Origin of the sequence: Streptomyces longwoodensis (assembly GCF_001514125.1) — a bacterium.
In the GTDB taxonomy this organism is placed as follows: domain Bacteria; phylum Actinomycetota; class Actinomycetes; order Streptomycetales; family Streptomycetaceae; genus Streptomyces; species Streptomyces longwoodensis.
The window spans coordinates 35,200-49,585 of sequence record NZ_KQ948562.1; the positions used below are offsets into that span (position 1 = coordinate 35,200).

At 68.6% G+C, this 14,386-nt stretch carries 22 protein-coding genes; 1 reads left to right on the plus strand and 21 read right to left on the minus strand.

What is annotated here, in order from left to right; genetic code table 11:
• Positions 1-184: 184 nt before the first annotated feature.
• A complete protein-coding gene (locus AQJ30_RS30295) occupies positions 185-1,396 on the minus strand; it encodes a glycosyltransferase family 87 protein (protein WP_079084408.1) in 1,212 nt (403 codons plus the stop codon).
• 80 nt (positions 1,397-1,476) lie between these two features.
• Between AQJ30_RS30295 and AQJ30_RS30300 the strand changes: the two genes are divergently transcribed.
• Positions 1,477-2,352 carry a hypothetical protein gene (locus AQJ30_RS30300; RefSeq protein WP_067240324.1) on the plus strand — a complete coding sequence of 292 codons (876 nt, stop codon included), beginning with the start codon at positions 1,477-1,479 and terminating at the stop codon, positions 2,350-2,352.
• 24 nt (positions 2,353-2,376) lie between these two features.
• Here AQJ30_RS30300 and truA read toward each other — a convergent pair whose 3' ends face one another.
• The 20 genes from truA to rplN all read right to left on the minus strand — a co-directional run bounded on the left by truA (position 2,377) and on the right by rplN (position 14,326).
• Positions 2,377-3,240, minus strand: coding sequence for a tRNA pseudouridine(38-40) synthase TruA (gene truA, locus AQJ30_RS30305; protein ID WP_067240327.1), 864 nt, complete (start codon positions 3,238-3,240; stop codon positions 2,377-2,379).
• An 80-nt stretch (positions 3,241-3,320) separates the two neighbouring features.
• A complete protein-coding gene (rplQ, locus tag AQJ30_RS30310; protein ID WP_067240332.1) occupies positions 3,321-3,830 on the minus strand; it encodes a 50S ribosomal protein L17 in 510 nt (169 codons plus the stop codon).
• Positions 3,831-4,011: 181 nt separating this feature from the next.
• Entirely contained in the window at positions 4,012-5,034 is a 1,023-nt protein-coding gene (locus tag AQJ30_RS30315; protein WP_003966937.1) for a DNA-directed RNA polymerase subunit alpha, read from the minus strand.
• 246 nt (positions 5,035-5,280) lie between these two features.
• Positions 5,281-5,685 (minus strand): 30S ribosomal protein S11, encoded by a 405-nt coding sequence (gene rpsK / locus AQJ30_RS30320; protein WP_055718826.1) that lies wholly within the window; start codon positions 5,683-5,685, stop codon positions 5,281-5,283.
• A gap of 65 nt (positions 5,686-5,750) precedes the next feature.
• Positions 5,751-6,131 carry a 30S ribosomal protein S13 gene (gene rpsM / locus AQJ30_RS30325; protein WP_067240336.1) on the minus strand — a complete coding sequence of 127 codons (381 nt, stop codon included), beginning with the start codon at positions 6,129-6,131 and terminating at the stop codon, positions 5,751-5,753.
• 194 nt (positions 6,132-6,325) lie between these two features.
• Positions 6,326-6,439, minus strand: a complete 114-nt coding sequence (gene rpmJ, locus AQJ30_RS30330) for a 50S ribosomal protein L36 (RefSeq protein ID WP_004984509.1) — start codon at positions 6,437-6,439, stop codon at positions 6,326-6,328.
• Positions 6,440-6,504: 65 nt separating this feature from the next.
• Positions 6,505-6,726 carry a translation initiation factor IF-1 gene (gene infA, locus AQJ30_RS30335; RefSeq protein WP_004927214.1) on the minus strand — a complete coding sequence of 74 codons (222 nt, stop codon included), beginning with the start codon at positions 6,724-6,726 and terminating at the stop codon, positions 6,505-6,507.
• 183 nt (positions 6,727-6,909) lie between these two features.
• Positions 6,910-7,746 (minus strand): type I methionyl aminopeptidase, encoded by an 837-nt coding sequence (map, locus tag AQJ30_RS30340; protein WP_067240339.1) that lies wholly within the window; start codon positions 7,744-7,746, stop codon positions 6,910-6,912.
• Between the two features lie 98 nt (positions 7,747-7,844).
• Entirely contained in the window at positions 7,845-8,507 is a 663-nt protein-coding gene (locus AQJ30_RS30345; protein WP_067240341.1) for an adenylate kinase, read from the minus strand.
• Entirely contained in the window at positions 8,507-9,820 is a 1,314-nt protein-coding gene (secY, locus tag AQJ30_RS30350; protein WP_067240343.1) for a preprotein translocase subunit SecY, read from the minus strand. Before secY ends, AQJ30_RS30345 begins: the two co-directional genes overlap by 1 nt.
• Before the next feature lie 188 nt (positions 9,821-10,008).
• Positions 10,009-10,464 (minus strand): 50S ribosomal protein L15, encoded by a 456-nt coding sequence (gene rplO, locus AQJ30_RS30355; RefSeq protein WP_059127184.1) that lies wholly within the window; start codon positions 10,462-10,464, stop codon positions 10,009-10,011.
• A gap of 2 nt (positions 10,465-10,466) precedes the next feature.
• Positions 10,467-10,649: a 50S ribosomal protein L30 gene (gene rpmD / locus AQJ30_RS30360; protein WP_009190145.1), complete on the minus strand. Its 183-nt coding sequence runs from the start codon at positions 10,647-10,649 to the stop codon at positions 10,467-10,469.
• Between the two features lie 2 nt (positions 10,650-10,651).
• The gene (gene rpsE / locus AQJ30_RS30365; protein WP_019753099.1) at positions 10,652-11,257 is read right to left on the minus strand and encodes a 30S ribosomal protein S5; all 606 of its coding nucleotides are present in this window, start codon (positions 11,255-11,257) and stop codon (positions 10,652-10,654) included.
• 36 nt (positions 11,258-11,293) lie between these two features.
• Positions 11,294-11,677, minus strand: coding sequence for a 50S ribosomal protein L18 (gene rplR / locus AQJ30_RS30370; protein ID WP_067240348.1), 384 nt, complete (start codon positions 11,675-11,677; stop codon positions 11,294-11,296).
• Positions 11,678-11,680: 3 nt separating this feature from the next.
• Positions 11,681-12,220 (minus strand): 50S ribosomal protein L6, encoded by a 540-nt coding sequence (gene rplF, locus AQJ30_RS30375; RefSeq protein WP_067240350.1) that lies wholly within the window; start codon positions 12,218-12,220, stop codon positions 11,681-11,683.
• Positions 12,221-12,244: 24 nt separating this feature from the next.
• Positions 12,245-12,643 (minus strand): 30S ribosomal protein S8, encoded by a 399-nt coding sequence (gene rpsH / locus AQJ30_RS30380; protein ID WP_014674378.1) that lies wholly within the window; start codon positions 12,641-12,643, stop codon positions 12,245-12,247.
• A 237-nt stretch (positions 12,644-12,880) separates the two neighbouring features.
• Positions 12,881-13,066, minus strand: coding sequence for a type Z 30S ribosomal protein S14 (locus AQJ30_RS30385; protein ID WP_003956452.1), 186 nt, complete (start codon positions 13,064-13,066; stop codon positions 12,881-12,883).
• A 5-nt stretch (positions 13,067-13,071) separates the two neighbouring features.
• A complete protein-coding gene (gene rplE / locus AQJ30_RS30390; protein WP_067240352.1) occupies positions 13,072-13,632 on the minus strand; it encodes a 50S ribosomal protein L5 in 561 nt (186 codons plus the stop codon).
• A complete protein-coding gene (gene rplX / locus AQJ30_RS30395; protein WP_003992365.1) occupies positions 13,632-13,955 on the minus strand; it encodes a 50S ribosomal protein L24 in 324 nt (107 codons plus the stop codon). Before rplX ends, rplE begins: the two co-directional genes overlap by 1 nt.
• Before the next feature lie 2 nt (positions 13,956-13,957).
• Positions 13,958-14,326, minus strand: a complete 369-nt coding sequence (rplN, locus tag AQJ30_RS30400) for a 50S ribosomal protein L14 (RefSeq protein WP_003998823.1) — start codon at positions 14,324-14,326, stop codon at positions 13,958-13,960.
• Between the last annotated feature and the right edge of the window lie 60 nt (positions 14,327-14,386).

Here is a 14,386-nt window from a genome sequence, read left to right on the forward strand (position 1 = left end):
TCAGTGAATGGTCCTGACAAGGTCACCGAAGCGATCACGACAGCCCAGACCGCACTGCGGTGACGCAAACCGCGTGCTGGTCGCTGGTCATCGGCCCGGTGGACCGGTGTAAGGGCCCGTCCCGTGAGAATGAGCAAGCCAATACACAACGAAAATGCAGGATACCCGGATCCGACCTGGCGGGTCAAAACGCGGGATCGCTGCCCGCCCCCGAGGATACCGGCACCGCGGCCCCGGTACGGACGGGCGCCGGGTCGCTGCCGCGCGGCGGGCCGGGGCGGGCGGTGCGGGCGACCGCCAGGGCCAGGGCGACCAGGGTCAGCGCGTCCCGGAACGCCCTGCGGGTCACCGGTTCCAGGAAGGGCCAGGTCACGCCCGGCAGCTGCGGGACCAGCGCGAGCCAGAACCAGGGGCCCCGGGCCACCGCACCGGCGCAGGGCAGGCCGGCCAGCAGCAGCGGCAGGACGACGACCAGGTAGTGGTCGTAGGAGGGCCGGGAGACGAGGAACGCCGACAGCATCAGCCCGCACGCCGTCTCGGCGAGCCGCAGCGGGCCGGGGCCGCCCCGCCGCCAGCGCAGCCAGGCGCACGCCGTCCCCGCCGCGCAGGCCGCCAGCGCCAGCGCCCGGGCGAGGGCCGCGGGCACCCCGAGCCGCGGCAGCACCGCCGCCGGGGACGCCTCGTAGAGCCGGACGAAGGCGTCGTCGCCGTGCAGCAGGAAGGGCAGCGTGCGGGTGACGAAGCCCGCCGGGTCGGGCAGCGCGAGCGCGCACAGGACCGAGACGACGGCCGGCACGGCGAGCAGCACGGCCAGCGCCCGCCACCGGCGCGCGCACACGAACAGCAGCGCCACCGGGGCCAGCAGTGGCTTGACCGCCAGGGTCGCGCCGATCACCGCGCCCGCCGCCACCCACCGATCCCGGCCCGCCAGCAGCAGCGCCAGCGGCAGCGCGAGCGCGGCGGACACCGTCCAGTTGCCGAGCCGCACCAGGTGCGCGAACGGCGCGAACCCGGCCGCGAGCGCGGTCAGGCCCAGCACGGCGAGGCGGCTGCCGAGCGGCACCCGGTGCAGCCGCAGCGCGCAGGCCCACGCCGCCACCAGGCACGCGGTCACCGCGCACGGCACCAGCACCCGCACCAGGGTCTGGGGCAGCAGGGCCTGGGGCGCGGCGGCGAGGACCGCGCCGGGCAGGTAGAGGAAGTGCGGGTCGTCGTACGGGGAGCCGCCGGCCAGCCAGGTGCGGGCGGCGCGGACGACGATCGCGTTGTCCATGCCGCCGTCCGGGGCGGCTCGCGCCACGTGCCCGGACAGGGCGCCCAGGACCGCCGCCGGCGCGATCCACCACGGCCAGGGGGAACGCCGCACCAACCACCCGAAGATGTCGCTTTTGCCCATAGTCACGCGGGCAACGCTAGGTGCCGGAGGGCTCGTTGGCGCGGAACAGCACACCCCGGGCCCCGTCTAAGATGCGCCCCATGAGCTATGGGCAGGGGGGACCTCAGTCCCAGTGGGACCCTTGGAAACCGAACTCGCAGCAGCCGTGGAGCGACGGTGGCGGCGGGCAGTCCCCGGACTGGGCGGCACTCGCCGAGGCGTCCGAGACCCGCAACAAGCGCCGCAGGCTGCTGTTCATCGGCGGGGGCGTGCTGGCCGTCGTCGGCATAGGCACCGCCGTGGCCATGGGCGTCGTCTCGGCGAACGACGACGGGAAGGCCGGCCGGCCCACCTCGTCGCTGCCCGCGACCGCGGACCTGCCGAGCGGGTCCGGCACCCCGTCCTTCGCCCCGACCAGCGCGCCGCCGCCGCTGGACCCGAAGGAGTTCGTCGCCAGCAAGGCCAAGGACACCGCCCCCAACGGGCCGGGCATCATGTTCCCCGGCCGGCAGCTCACCATGGGCGCCAACGTGTACAAGAAGGGCCCGACGGCCGACACCACCGCGTGCGCCACCGCGGTCAAGGGCAGCCTGCCCGGCGTCCTCACCGCCAACGGCTGCACCCGCCTGATGCGGGTCACCTACACCCGCGACGGCATGGCCGTGACCGTCGGCGTGGCCGTCTTCGACACCGAGGCGCAGGCCCTGAAGGCCAAGCAGCAGGCCGACCGCAAGAGCTTCGTGCAGGCCCTGTCCGGCAAGGGCGTGGCCGCCTTCTGCAACGGCGCGGTGTGCCGCTCGACGACCAACTCCTACGGCCGCTACGCCTACTTCACCCTCACCGGCTTCACCGACGGCAAGAACGTCACCACCAAGGACACCCAGGTGTTCACCACCGGCGACGACCTGGCCCAGTTCACCTTCCAGCAGATCCACCGCCGCGGCGAGACCCAGGCGTCGGCCGCCGCGGGCGGCTGACCACGCCTCGCCCCCGGGGCCGGCTCAGCAGCAGCCCGCCCCGGGCGCCCCGGGCAGCGACCGCTTGTTGCGTGCCTCCCGGCTGCGGGCGGCCAGCAGCTCGTCGGCCGGGTAGCCGACCTCCTCCAGCGTCAGCCCGTGCGGCCGTACGACGTGCACGGCGGAGTCCCGGACGCCGGCGGCCAGGACCTTGCCCGGCCAGTCCGGCGGGCGGTGCCCGTCGCCCACGAACAGCAGCGCGCCGATGAGCGAGCGGACCATGTTGTGGCAGAAGGCGTCGGCCCGCACGGTCGCGGTGATGATGCCGTCGGCGCCCTTCTCCAGGCTCAGCTCCTGCAGGGTGCGGATGGTGGTGGCCCCCTCCCGCTTCTTGCAGTAGGCGGCGAAGTCGTGCTCGCCCAGCAGCGCCCGGGCGGCCTCGTTCATGGCGTCCACGTCCAGGGGCCAGTCGTGCCACAGGACGTGGCCGCGCAGCAGCGGGTCCACTCCCCCGGGGTTGTCGGTGACGCGGTAGGCGTAGCGCCGCCAGACGGCCGAGAACCGCGCGTCGAAGCCCTGCGGGGCCTCGCGCAGCGCCCACACCCGCACGTCCTTGGGCAGCCGTCCGGCGAGCCGCTTCAGCAGCTTGTCGTGGTGCTCGGCCCACACCTCGCGCGGCAGGTCGACGTGCGCGACCTGTCCGCGGGCGTGCACCCCGGCGTCGGTGCGCCCGGCGACGGTCAGCTCGTACGTCTCCCGCGACCGGGTCACGGTGCGCAGGGCGTCCTCGATCTCCCCCTGCACGGTCCGCTGGCCCCCGGCCTGCTTGGCCCACCCGGAGAACGCGGTCCCGTCGTACGACAGGTCCAGCCGGACCCGGACGTGACCGGGCGCTACGTCGTCACTCACCCACAGATCCTCTCAGCAGCACGGGAACGGGCCCGCTCCCCGGAAGGAACGGGCCCGCTCGTCAGACGTCAGGCAGAGCCTCAGGCGTCCTTGGACTCCTCGGCGGGAGCCTCGCCGGCCTCGTCGGCCTTGGTCGTGTCGACCTTGGTCTCCGTGGCCTCGGTCGCCTCGGCGTCCTTGGCGGCACGCTTCGTCGCCGCCTCGGCCTCGCCGGTGGCCTGCTGCGCGACCGTCAGCGCCTCGACCAGCTCGATGACCGCCATGGGCGCGTTGTCGCCGCGACGGTTACCGATCTTGGTGATGCGGGTGTAACCACCGGGGCGGTTCTCGTACCGCGGGCCGATCTCGGTGAAGAGCGTGTGGACGATGCCCTTGTCCGAGATGACCTGGAGCACCTGACGGCGGTTGTGAAGGTCACCCTTCTTCGCCTTGGTGACCAGACGCTCGGCGTACGGCCGCAGACGGCGGGCCTTCGCCTCGGTGGTGGTGATCTTGCCGTGCTCGAAGAGGCTCTTGGCGAGGTTCGCGAGGAGCAGCTTCTCGTGCGCGGCGCTGCCGCCCAGACGGGCACCCTTGGTGGGCTTCGGCATGGTTCTTCTCCTGTGTGTCTGCCCCGGCCGTATCAGGTACCGAAGTCAGTATCCGAGCAGGCGGTCGCCTGTCGAAGATCCGGGAGACGTCCCCGCAGGGGACGCTCCCGGAAGGGGCGCGGGGAACTGCGCGACCGGCCACAGCCGGCCCGCAGCGCAGTACGGCCTCCCCGCGGAGCTCTCAGTACTGCTCGGTCTCGACGAAACCGGCGTCCGCGTCGTCGTCCGCCCCGAAGGCGTCCGCCGCGGCGGTCGGGTCGAATCCGGGCGGGCTGTCCTTGAGGGCCAGGCCCATGCCGGCCAGCTTCGCCTTGACCTCGTCGATGGACTTCGCACCGAAGTTGCGGATGTCCAGCAGGTCCGCCTCGGACCGCGCCACGAGCTCACCCACGGAGTGGATGCCCTCGCGCTTGAGGCAGTTGTAGGAGCGGACCGTGAGCTCCAGCTCCTCGATCGGCAGCGCCAGGTCGGCGGCCAGGGCGGCGTCCGTCGGGGACGGGCCCATGTCGATGCCCTCGGCGTCGATGTTGAGCTCGCGCGCCAGACCGAACAGCTCGACCAGGGTCTTGCCGGCCGACGCCATGGCGTCACGGGGACGCATGGCCTGCTTGGTCTCGACGTCGACGATCAGCTTGTCGAAGTCGGTGCGCTGCTCGACACGCGTGGCCTCGACCTTGTACGTGACCTTGAGCACCGGCGAGTAGATGGAGTCGACCGGGATGCGGCCGATCTCCTGGCCCACCTGCTTGTTCTGCACGGCGGAGACGTAGCCGCGACCGCGCTCGACGGTCAGCTCCATCTCCAGCTTGCCCTTGCCGTTGAGCGTGGCGAGGACGAGGTCGGGGTTGTGCACCTCGACACCGGCCGGGGGCGCGATGTCGGCGGCGGTGACCAGACCCGGGCCCTGCTTGCGCAGGTACATCACGACCGGCTCGTCGTGCTCCGAGGAGACGACCAGCTGCTTGATGTTGAGGATCAGGTCGGTGACGTCCTCCTTGACGCCCGGCACGGTGGTGAACTCGTGCAGGACACCGTCGATGCGGATGCTGGTGACAGCCGCACCGGGGATGGAGGACAGCAGGGTCCGGCGGAGGGAGTTGCCGAGGGTGTAACCGAAGCCCGGCTCCAGCGGCTCGATCACGAACCGGGAGCGGAACTCGTCGACGACCTCTTCGGTCAACGAGGGACGCTGAGCGATCAGCATGTGGGGATCAGATCCTTCATTCGTGGACGCCCGCTATTTGACGCCCGACGGGAACCGCGCCCGTGAGGAACGCGGGTACTGCAAGGGTACGGGCGGCACGGCCCCTTCACGGAGCCGTACCGCCCGGAACACCCGGTGAAGCGAGGTCAGACGCGACGACGCTTCGGCGGACGGCAACCGTGCTGCGACATTGCGGGGGGCGACCCCCGCACCCCCAGCAGGGTGCCGTCCGACTGAGCCGGTGCGTCAGACGCGACGACGCTTCGGCGGACGGCAGCCGTTGTGCGGGGTCGGGGTGACGTCCTGGATGGAGCCGACCTCGAGGCCCGTGGCCTGCAGGGAGCGGATCGCGGTCTCACGACCGGCACCCGGACCCTTGACGAACACGTCGACCTTGCGCATGCCGTGCTCCTGGGCGCGGCGGGCAGCCGACTCGGCGGCCATCTGCGCGGCGAACGGCGTGGACTTGCGGGAGCCCTTGAAGCCGACGTGGCCGGCGGAGGCCCAGGAGATCACGTTGCCGCTCGGGTCCGTGATGGACACGATCGTGTTGTTGAACGTGCTCTTGATGTGCGCCTGGCCGTGCGCGACGTTCTTCTTTTCCTTGCGGCGCACCTTCTTGGCAGCGCCCTGACGACCCTTGGGGGGCATCTACTAACTCCTACGGGAGGTGGTCGGTCCTACAGCGAAGACCGTGGACAGGTGTCCGCTGCGGACTACTTCTTGCCCGGCTTCTTCTTGCCGGCGATGGCGCGACGCGGGCCCTTGCGGGTCCGGGCGTTGGTGCTGGTGCGCTGACCGCGGACGGGCAGACCGCGACGGTGACGGAGACCCTGGTAGGTACCGATCTCGACCTTGCGGCGGATGTCGGCCTGGATCTCGCGACGGAGGTCACCCTCGGTCTTGATGTTGTTGTCGACGTACTCGCGGATCGCGACGAGCTGCTCTTCGGTGAGGTCCCGAACACGGGTGTTCGGGTCGACGCCGGTCGCGGCCAGCGTCTCCTTCGAGAGCGTCCGGCCGATGCCGAACACGTAGGTCAGGGCGATCTCCACGCGCTTTTCGCGCGGGATGTCGACACCGGAAACGCGTGCCATTCAATGGCTCCTGGTGATCTTCGGAGGTCTTCCACAGAACCGGTTCCCGGCCGCCGTATGAGGTACGGAACGGGTCCCCGGCCTCCGAACCGGGGGTGTCAGGCCCGAGGGACCTGGGTTCTGCGTATGAACATATTCAGCTCGCGTCGCGCGAAACTCTGCGGCAGTGGTGCAGAGGGTGTGCGATCGTGCGATCAGCCCTGGCGCTGCTTGTGGCGCGGGTTCTCGCAAATGATCATGACCCGACCGTGACGGCGGATCACCCTGCACTTGTCGCAGATCTTCTTGACGCTCGGCTTGACCTTCATGGGATGTGAGGTTCTCCGGGTCAGTTGCCGGCGGCCCCGCCCGAGGGCGGAACGTGGGGCAAGATCTACTTGTACCGGTAGACGATCCGGCCACGCGTCAGGTCGTACGGAGACAGCTCCACCACGACCCGGTCGTCAGGGAGGATGCGGATGTAGTGCATGCGCATCTTGCCGCTGATGTGTGCCAGGACCTGGTGGCCGTTCTGGAGCTCGACCCTGAACATGGCGTTCGGAAGAGACTCGACGACAGTGCCCTCGATCTCGATGGCACCTTGCTTCTTGGCCACGCTTCGCCCTTCGAATCGACTACCTTGATCGACTCCGTACGCACGCATGCAGACATGCGGGTGCACAAGAGCCGACGAGTCAGTCTACGTCAGCGCACCCGGAAAGACGAATCGCGGAAGTCTGCCCCGCAGGGGAGATCACCATGCGGGGCAGTCGGGAGAAGGTTCAGCGGCGCGGGAGGGTCAGCCGAGCGGGTCCGGCGCGGCCGTGACGCCCAGCTCGGCCAGCTTGGCCCGGCCGCCGTCGGGGGCCGTGAGCACCAGCGGGCCCTCCTCGGTCAGCGCGACGGAGTGCTCCCAGTGCGAGGACCAGGTGCCGTCGGTGGTGATGACGGTCCAGTCGTCGGACAGCACGCGGGTCTTCGGCGTGCCGAGCGACACCATCGGCTCGATCGCCAGGCAGAAGCCGGGCACCAGCTTGGGGCCCTTGCCGCGGCGCCGGTCGACGTAGTTCAGCAGGTGCGGGTCCATGTGCATCTCGGTGCCGATGCCGTGGCCGCCGTAGTCCTCGATGATCCCGTACCGGCCGCCGCCCGGCTTGGGCTGGCGGCGGATGTACGTCTCGATCGCCCGGGAGACGTCGACGAGCCGGTTGCCCTGCTTCATGGCCGCGATGCCGGCCCACATCGACTCCTCGGTCACCCGGGAGAGCTCCAGCAGCTCCGGGGCGTGACCGGAGCCCACGAAGGCCGTGTAGGCCGCGTCGCCGTGCCAGCCGTCGACGATCGCGCCGCAGTCGATGGAGATGACGTCGCCGTCCTTCAGGACGACGTCCTCGGACGGGATGCCGTGCACCACCACGTCGTTCACCGAGGTGCAGATGGTGGCCGGGAACCCGCCGTAGCCCAGGAAGTTGGACTTGGCGCCGTGCTCGGCGAGCACCTTGCGGGCCACCTCGTCCAGGTCCTTGGTGGTGGCACCCGGGACGGCGGCCTCACGCGTGGCGGCGTGGATCGCGGCGACGACCAGCCCCGCCGCACGCATCCTGGCGATCTGCTCGGGGCTCTTGATCTGCACCATGGGGGCCTGCGCTCTCCGTCACTCGCGTCAACCGGTTACCTGCACAACACTACGGCCGTGACGCCCGCAGGGGCGTCACGGCCGCAGACGACCGACGACTACTGGTCGTCGCCGTCGCGCTTCAGCGCCGCCAGCGCGCGGCCCGTGACCTCTTCCACCGGGCCCATGGAGTCGATCGTCACGACCAGGCCCTGGGCCTTGTAGTAGTCGATGATCGGCTCGGTCTGGGTGTGGTAGACCTCCAGCCGCTTGCGGACGGTCTCCTCGGAGTCGTCGTCGCGCTGGTACAGCTCGCCGCCGCACACGTCGCACACGCCCTCGCGGGCCGGCTTCTTGTACGTCACGTGGAAGACGTGCGCCGAGTCGTTGCGGCAGACACGCCGGCCGGCGATCCGCTTGACGACCTCCTCCTCGGGGGCCTCGAGGTCCAGCACGGCGTCCAGCTTGATCTGCTCGGTCTCCAGCAGTTCGTCCAGTGCCTCGGCCTGGGAGACGTTCCGCGGGAACCCGTCGAGCAGGAAGCCGTTCGCCGCGTCCGGCTGCTCCATGCGGTCCTTGGCCATCGCGATCGTCACCTCGTCGGGGACGAGGTTGCCGGCGTCCATGTAGGACTTCGCGAGCTTGCCGAGTTCCGTCTGCCCGCTGATGTTGGCGCGGAACAGATCACCGGTGGAGATGTGGGGCACACGCAGCTTCTCTGCGAGGCGCGTGGCCTGCGTTCCCTTACCGGCACCCGGCGGCCCGACGAGGACGATACGCATCAGCGGAGGAACCCTTCGTAATTGCGCTGCTGGAGCTGGCTCTCGATCTGCTTCACCGTCTCGAGACCCACACCCACGATGATCAGGATGGAGGTCCCGCCGAACGGGAAGTTCTGGCTTGCCCCGAAGCCAACCAACGCCATCGTCGGTACGAGAGCGATCAGTCCCAGATACAGCGAACCCGGCCAGGTGATCCGGTTGAGCACGTACGAGAGGTACTCAGCGGTCGGTCGGCCAGCCCGGATGCCCGGGATGAAGCCACCATACTTCTTCATGTTGTCCGCGACTTCCTCGGGGTTGAAGGAGATCGCCACGTAGAAGAACGCGAAGAACACGATGAGCAAGAAGTACAGGCTGATGTAGATCGGGTGGTCGCCCTTGACCAGGTTCTGTTCGATCCAGCGCTTCCAGCCGGAGTCGTCCTTGGAGAACTGTGCGATCAGGGCGGGGATGTAGAGCAGCGACGAGGCGAAGATGACCGGGATCACACCGGCCTGGTTCACCTTGAGCGGGATGTACGTCGAGGTACCGCCGTAGGACCGGCGTCCGATCATGCGCTTCGCGTACTGGACGGGGATGCGGCGCTGGGCCTGCTCGACGAAGACCACCAGGCCGACCATGACCAGGCCGACCAGGATCACGGTGCCGAACTCGATCCAGCCGCCGGCCAGCGTGCCCTGCTTCTTGATGGCCCACAGCGCGGACGGGAAGGTCGCGGCGATCGAGATGAACATCAGGATCGACATGCCGTTGCCGATGCCGCGGTCGGTGATGAGCTCACCGAGCCACATCACGACGGCCGTGCCCGCGGTCATGCAGATCACCATGGTGATGGTGGTGAAGATCGCGCGGTCCGGGACGATCTGGCTCGCGACCGTGCACCCGGAGAACAGGGCGCCGCTGCGGGCGGTGGCCACCAGGCCGGTGCCCTGCAGGATGGCGAGCGCCACGGTGAGGTACCGGGTGTACTGCGTGATCTTCGCGGTACCGGCCTGGCCCTCCTTCTTGAGGGCTTCCAGACGCGGGATGACCACGGTCAGCAGCTGGAGGATGATGCTCGCCGTGATGTACGGCATGATGCCCAGCGCGAACACCGTGATCTGGAGCAGTGCGCCGCCGCTGAACATGTTGACCAGACCGAACAGGCCCTGGTTGCCGGACGCCTGGTCCACACACTCCTGGACGCTCTTGTAGTCGACGCCCGGGATGGGGATGTGCGTACCCAGCCGGTAGACCACGATGATGGCCAGCGTGAAGAGCAGCTTCTTGCGCAGGTCGGGCGTCCTGAACGCCCGGGCGAACGCGGTGAGCACGGTGCCTCCTGCGACCCCCGCGCATCTGCGTCAAGGGTGACGGTCTTGAGGTTCGACGAATACGAATAGAGAACAGCGCAGGCCACCTTACCCGCGACACAGCTCCCTCGGAACGACCAACCGGGGATACCCCTTTTATGGGGTATCCCCGGTCGGGATCGTTCACGTCATCGAGGTGCCTGAGGAGTTCAGACGAGCTCGGTGACAGTACCGCCGGCGGCGGTGATCTTCTCCTTGGCGGAGCCGGAGACGGCGTCGACCGTCACCTGCAGCGCCACGGAGATCTCGCCCTGGCCGAGCACCTTGACGAGCGCGTTCTTGCGAACGGCACCCTTGGCCACCAGGCCCTCGACGGTGACCTCGCCACCCTCGGGGTACAGCGCGGCCAGCTTGTCGAGGTTCACGACCTGGTACTCGGTCTTGAACGGGTTCTTGAAGCCCTTCAGCTTCGGGAGGCGCATGTGCAGCGGCATCTGGCCGCCCTCGAAGCGCTCCGGAACCTGGTAACGGGCCTTCGTGCCCTTGGTACCACGACCGGCCGTCTTACCCTTCGACGCCTCACCACGACCCACACGGGTCTTGGCGGTCTTGGCGCCCGGGGCGGGACGGAGGTTGTGGATCTTGAGCGGGTTCTGCTCCGCCATGATCAGTCGACCTCCTCGACCGTCACGAGGTGGCGGACGGTGTGCACCATGCCGCGGAACTCGGGGCGGTCCTCCTTGACGACCACGTCACCCAGGCGCTTGAGGCCCAGGGAACGCAGGGTGTCACGGTGGTTCTGCTTGCTGCCGATGTAGGACTTCGTCTGCGTGATCTTGAGCTGCGCCATGATTACGCACCCGCCCCGGCACGCGCACGAAGGAGGGCCGCGGGGGCGACGTCCTCGAGGGGCAGACCGCGGCGGGCCGCGATCTCCTCGGGACGCTGCAGGCCCTTGAGGGCCTCCACGGTCGCGTGCACGATGTTGATCGCGTTGTCGGAGCCGAGCGACTTCGACAGCACGTCGTGGATACCGGCGCACTCGAGCACGGCACGCACCGGACCACCGGCGATCACGCCGGTACCGGGGGACGCCGGCTTGAGCAGCACGACACCGGCCGCCTTCTCACCCTGGATGGGGTGCGGGATGGTGCCCTGGATGCGGGGGACCTTGAAGAAGTGCTTCTTGGCCTCCTCAACGCCCTTGGCGATGGCGGCCGGCACCTCCTTGGCCTTGCCGTATCCGACACCCACGGTGCCGTCACCGTCGCCCACCACGACCAGCGCGGTGAAGCTGAAGCGACGACCACCCTTCACAACCTTGGCGACGCGGTTGATCGCGACGACGCGCTCAACGTACGCGGTCTTCTCGGCGGCAGCAGCGCCGCCGTCACGGCCCTTCCGGTCCCGCCGCTCGCCGCCACCGGCACCGCTTCCGCGGCGCTGGGGTCCAGCCATTGGATTACCTCTCTCTTTCCGCTAGCTACAAGCGGCTCAGAACTTGAGCCCGGCCTCGCGGGCGGCGTCCGCCAGGGCGGCGATGCGCCCGGCGTACTGGTTGCCACCACGGTCGAACACCACGGCCTCGACACCGGCGGCCTTGGCGCGCTCGGCGACCAGGGCGCCGACCTGCTTGGCCTGCGCGGACTTGTCGCCCTCGCCACCACGGATCGACGCGTCCAGCGTGGACGCCGACGCCAGGGTGTGGCCCTTCAGGTCGTCGATCACCTGCGCCACGATGTGGCGGTTGGAGCGGGTCACGACCAGACGGGGGCGCTCCGCCGTACCGGCGATCCGCTTGCGGATCCGGATGTGACGGCGCTTGATCGCGGCGCGCTTGTAGGCGTCGCCCTTGAGGATCTTCTGCCCGTATGCCATGGCTTACTTACCCGCCTTTCCGACCTTGCGGCGGATGACTTCGCCCTCGTACTTGACGCCCTTGGCCTTGTACGGGTCGGGCTTGCGCAGCTTGCGGATGTTGGCCGCGACCTCGCCGACCTTCTGCTTGTCGATGCCCTCGACCTGGAATCGGGTCGGGGTGTCGACCTTGAAGGTGATGCCCTCGGGGGCCTCGACCGTGATCGGGTGGCTGTAACCGAGCGCGAACTCGAGGTTCGAGCCCTTGGCGGTCACGCGGTAACCGACACCACTGATTTCGAGCTTCTTCACGTAACCCTCGGTCACGCCGGTGATCATGTTCGCCACCAGCGTGCGGGACAGGCCGTGCAGGGCCTTGCTCTGACGCTCGTCGTTGGGGCGGGTCACCTGCAGGGTGCCGTCTTCGCCCTTGGCGATGTCGATCGGAGCAGCGACGGTGTGGGTCAGCTCGCCCTTGGGGCCCTTGACCTTGACCGTGCGGCCGTCGATGGTGACGTCCACGCCGGCGGGAACCGCGATGGGGAGCTTGCCGATGCGCGACATAGCTGTTTCCTCCGTTCCCTTCCGCTACCAGACGTAGGCGAGGACTTCCCCACCCACGCCCTTCTTGCCGGCCTGCTTGTCGGTGAGGAGCCCGTGCGACGTGGAGATGATGGCCACGCCCAGGCCGCCGAGCACCTTCGGCAGGTTGGTGGACTTCGCGTACACCCGGAGACCGGGCTTGGAGATCCGCTTGATGCCCGCGATGGAGCGCTCACGGTTCGGGCCGAACTTCAGCTCGAGAACGAGGTTCTTGCCGACCTCGGCGTCCTCGACCTTCCAGCCCGTGATGAAGCCCTCCTGCTGGAGGATCTCCGCGATGTGCGACTTGATCTTGGAGTGCGGCATCGACACCGAGTCGTGGTACGCCGAGTTCGCGTTACGCAGACGCGTGAGCATGTCTGCGATCGGATCAGTCATGGTCATGAATTGGCCTTCGGCCTCTCTCGCCGGGGTTTCCTGGTGCGCCATCCCTCTCCCCGATCCGAGACGGGACGGGTGCGGCGCGGTGGACCTACGGCGTAGTAAGCAAACGTTAGCGGGCGGTGCCCGCGGGTGTACGGGCGGCGGCAGACGCCCAACCCCACAAGCCTAAGGCATGCGAGGTGGGCGTCCGACCGCCCGTACTGCTTACCGAGAGCCTTGGAGTCCCTAAGTCGGGGACTACCAGGAGCTCTTGGTCACGCCCGGCAGCTCGCCACGGTGAGCCATCTCACGAAGGCACACGCGGCACAGGCCGAACTTGCGGTAGACGGAGTGCGGACGGCCGCAGCGCTGGCAGCGGGTGTACGCGCGCACACCGAACTTGGGCTTGCGAGCAGCCTTCGCGATGAGAGCCTTCTTCGCCATCTCGCTCACGCCTCCTTGAACGGGAAGCCGAGGTGACGGAGGAGCGCGCGGCCCTCTTCGTCGTTGGTCGCCGTGGTGACCACGGTGATGTCCATACCCCGGACGCGGTCGATCTTGTCCTGGTCGATCTCGTGGAACATGACCTGCTCCGTGAGACCGAAGGTGTAGTTGCCACGGCCGTCGAACTGCTTGGGGGACAGGCCGCGGAAGTCGCGGATGCGCGGGAGCGCCAGCGACAGGGTGCGGTCCAGGAACTCCCACATGCGGTCGCCACGGAGCGTGACGTGGGCACCGATCGGCTGACCCTCGCGCAGCTTGAACTGCGCGATGGACTTGCGGGCCTTGGTGACGGCCGGCTTCTGACCGGTGATGGTGGTCAGGTCGCGGATCGCGCCCTCGATGAGCTTCGAGTCACGGGCGGCGTCACCGACACCCATGTTGACCACGATCTTGACGAGGCCCGGAACCTGCATGACGTTCTCGTACTGGAACTGGTCACGCAGCTTCTGGATGATCTCCTCGCGGTACTTCTGCTTCAGACGCGGAGTCACGGTGGTGGTAGCCATCAGATGTCCTCACCCGTCCGCTTGGCAACGCGGATCTTGTTGCCCTCGTCGTCGAAGCGGTAACCGACACGCGTGACGACCTTGTTGCCGTCCTTCTCCACGACCAGCTGGACGTTGGAGACGTGGATCGGGGCCTCGGTCGTGACGATGCCGCCGGCCTGGGAACCGCGAGCGGTCGGACCGGCCTTCGTGTGCTTCTTGACCCGGTTGACACCCTCGACCAGGACGCGGTCCTCGCGGGGGAAGGCCGCGATGACCTTGCCCTGCTTGCCCTTGTCCTTACCGGTGATGACCTGGACCAGGTCGCCCTTCTTGATCTTCATGCTTACAGCACCTCCGGAGCCAGCGAGATGATCTTCATGAACTTCTTCTCGCGCAGCTCACGCCCGACCGGGCCGAAGATGCGGGTGCCGCGAGGGTCGCCGTCGTTCTTCAGAATGACGGCGGCGTTCTCGTCGAAGCGGATGTACGAGCCGTCCGGACGGCGGCGCTCCTTGACGGTGCGAACGATGACCGCCTTGACGACGTCACCCTTCTTCACGTTGCCACCGGGGATCGCGTCCTTGACGGTGGCGACGATGACGTCACCGATGCCCGCGTAGCGGCGACCGGAGCCACCGAGCACACGGATGCAAAGGATCTCCTTCGCCCCCGTGTTGTCGGCGACGCGCAGTCGCGACTCCTGCTGGATCACGTCTATCTCCTGATCGTCTGCCGGTTCCCCGGGGGCCGCTTCTCAGCGGCCCCCGGAGCC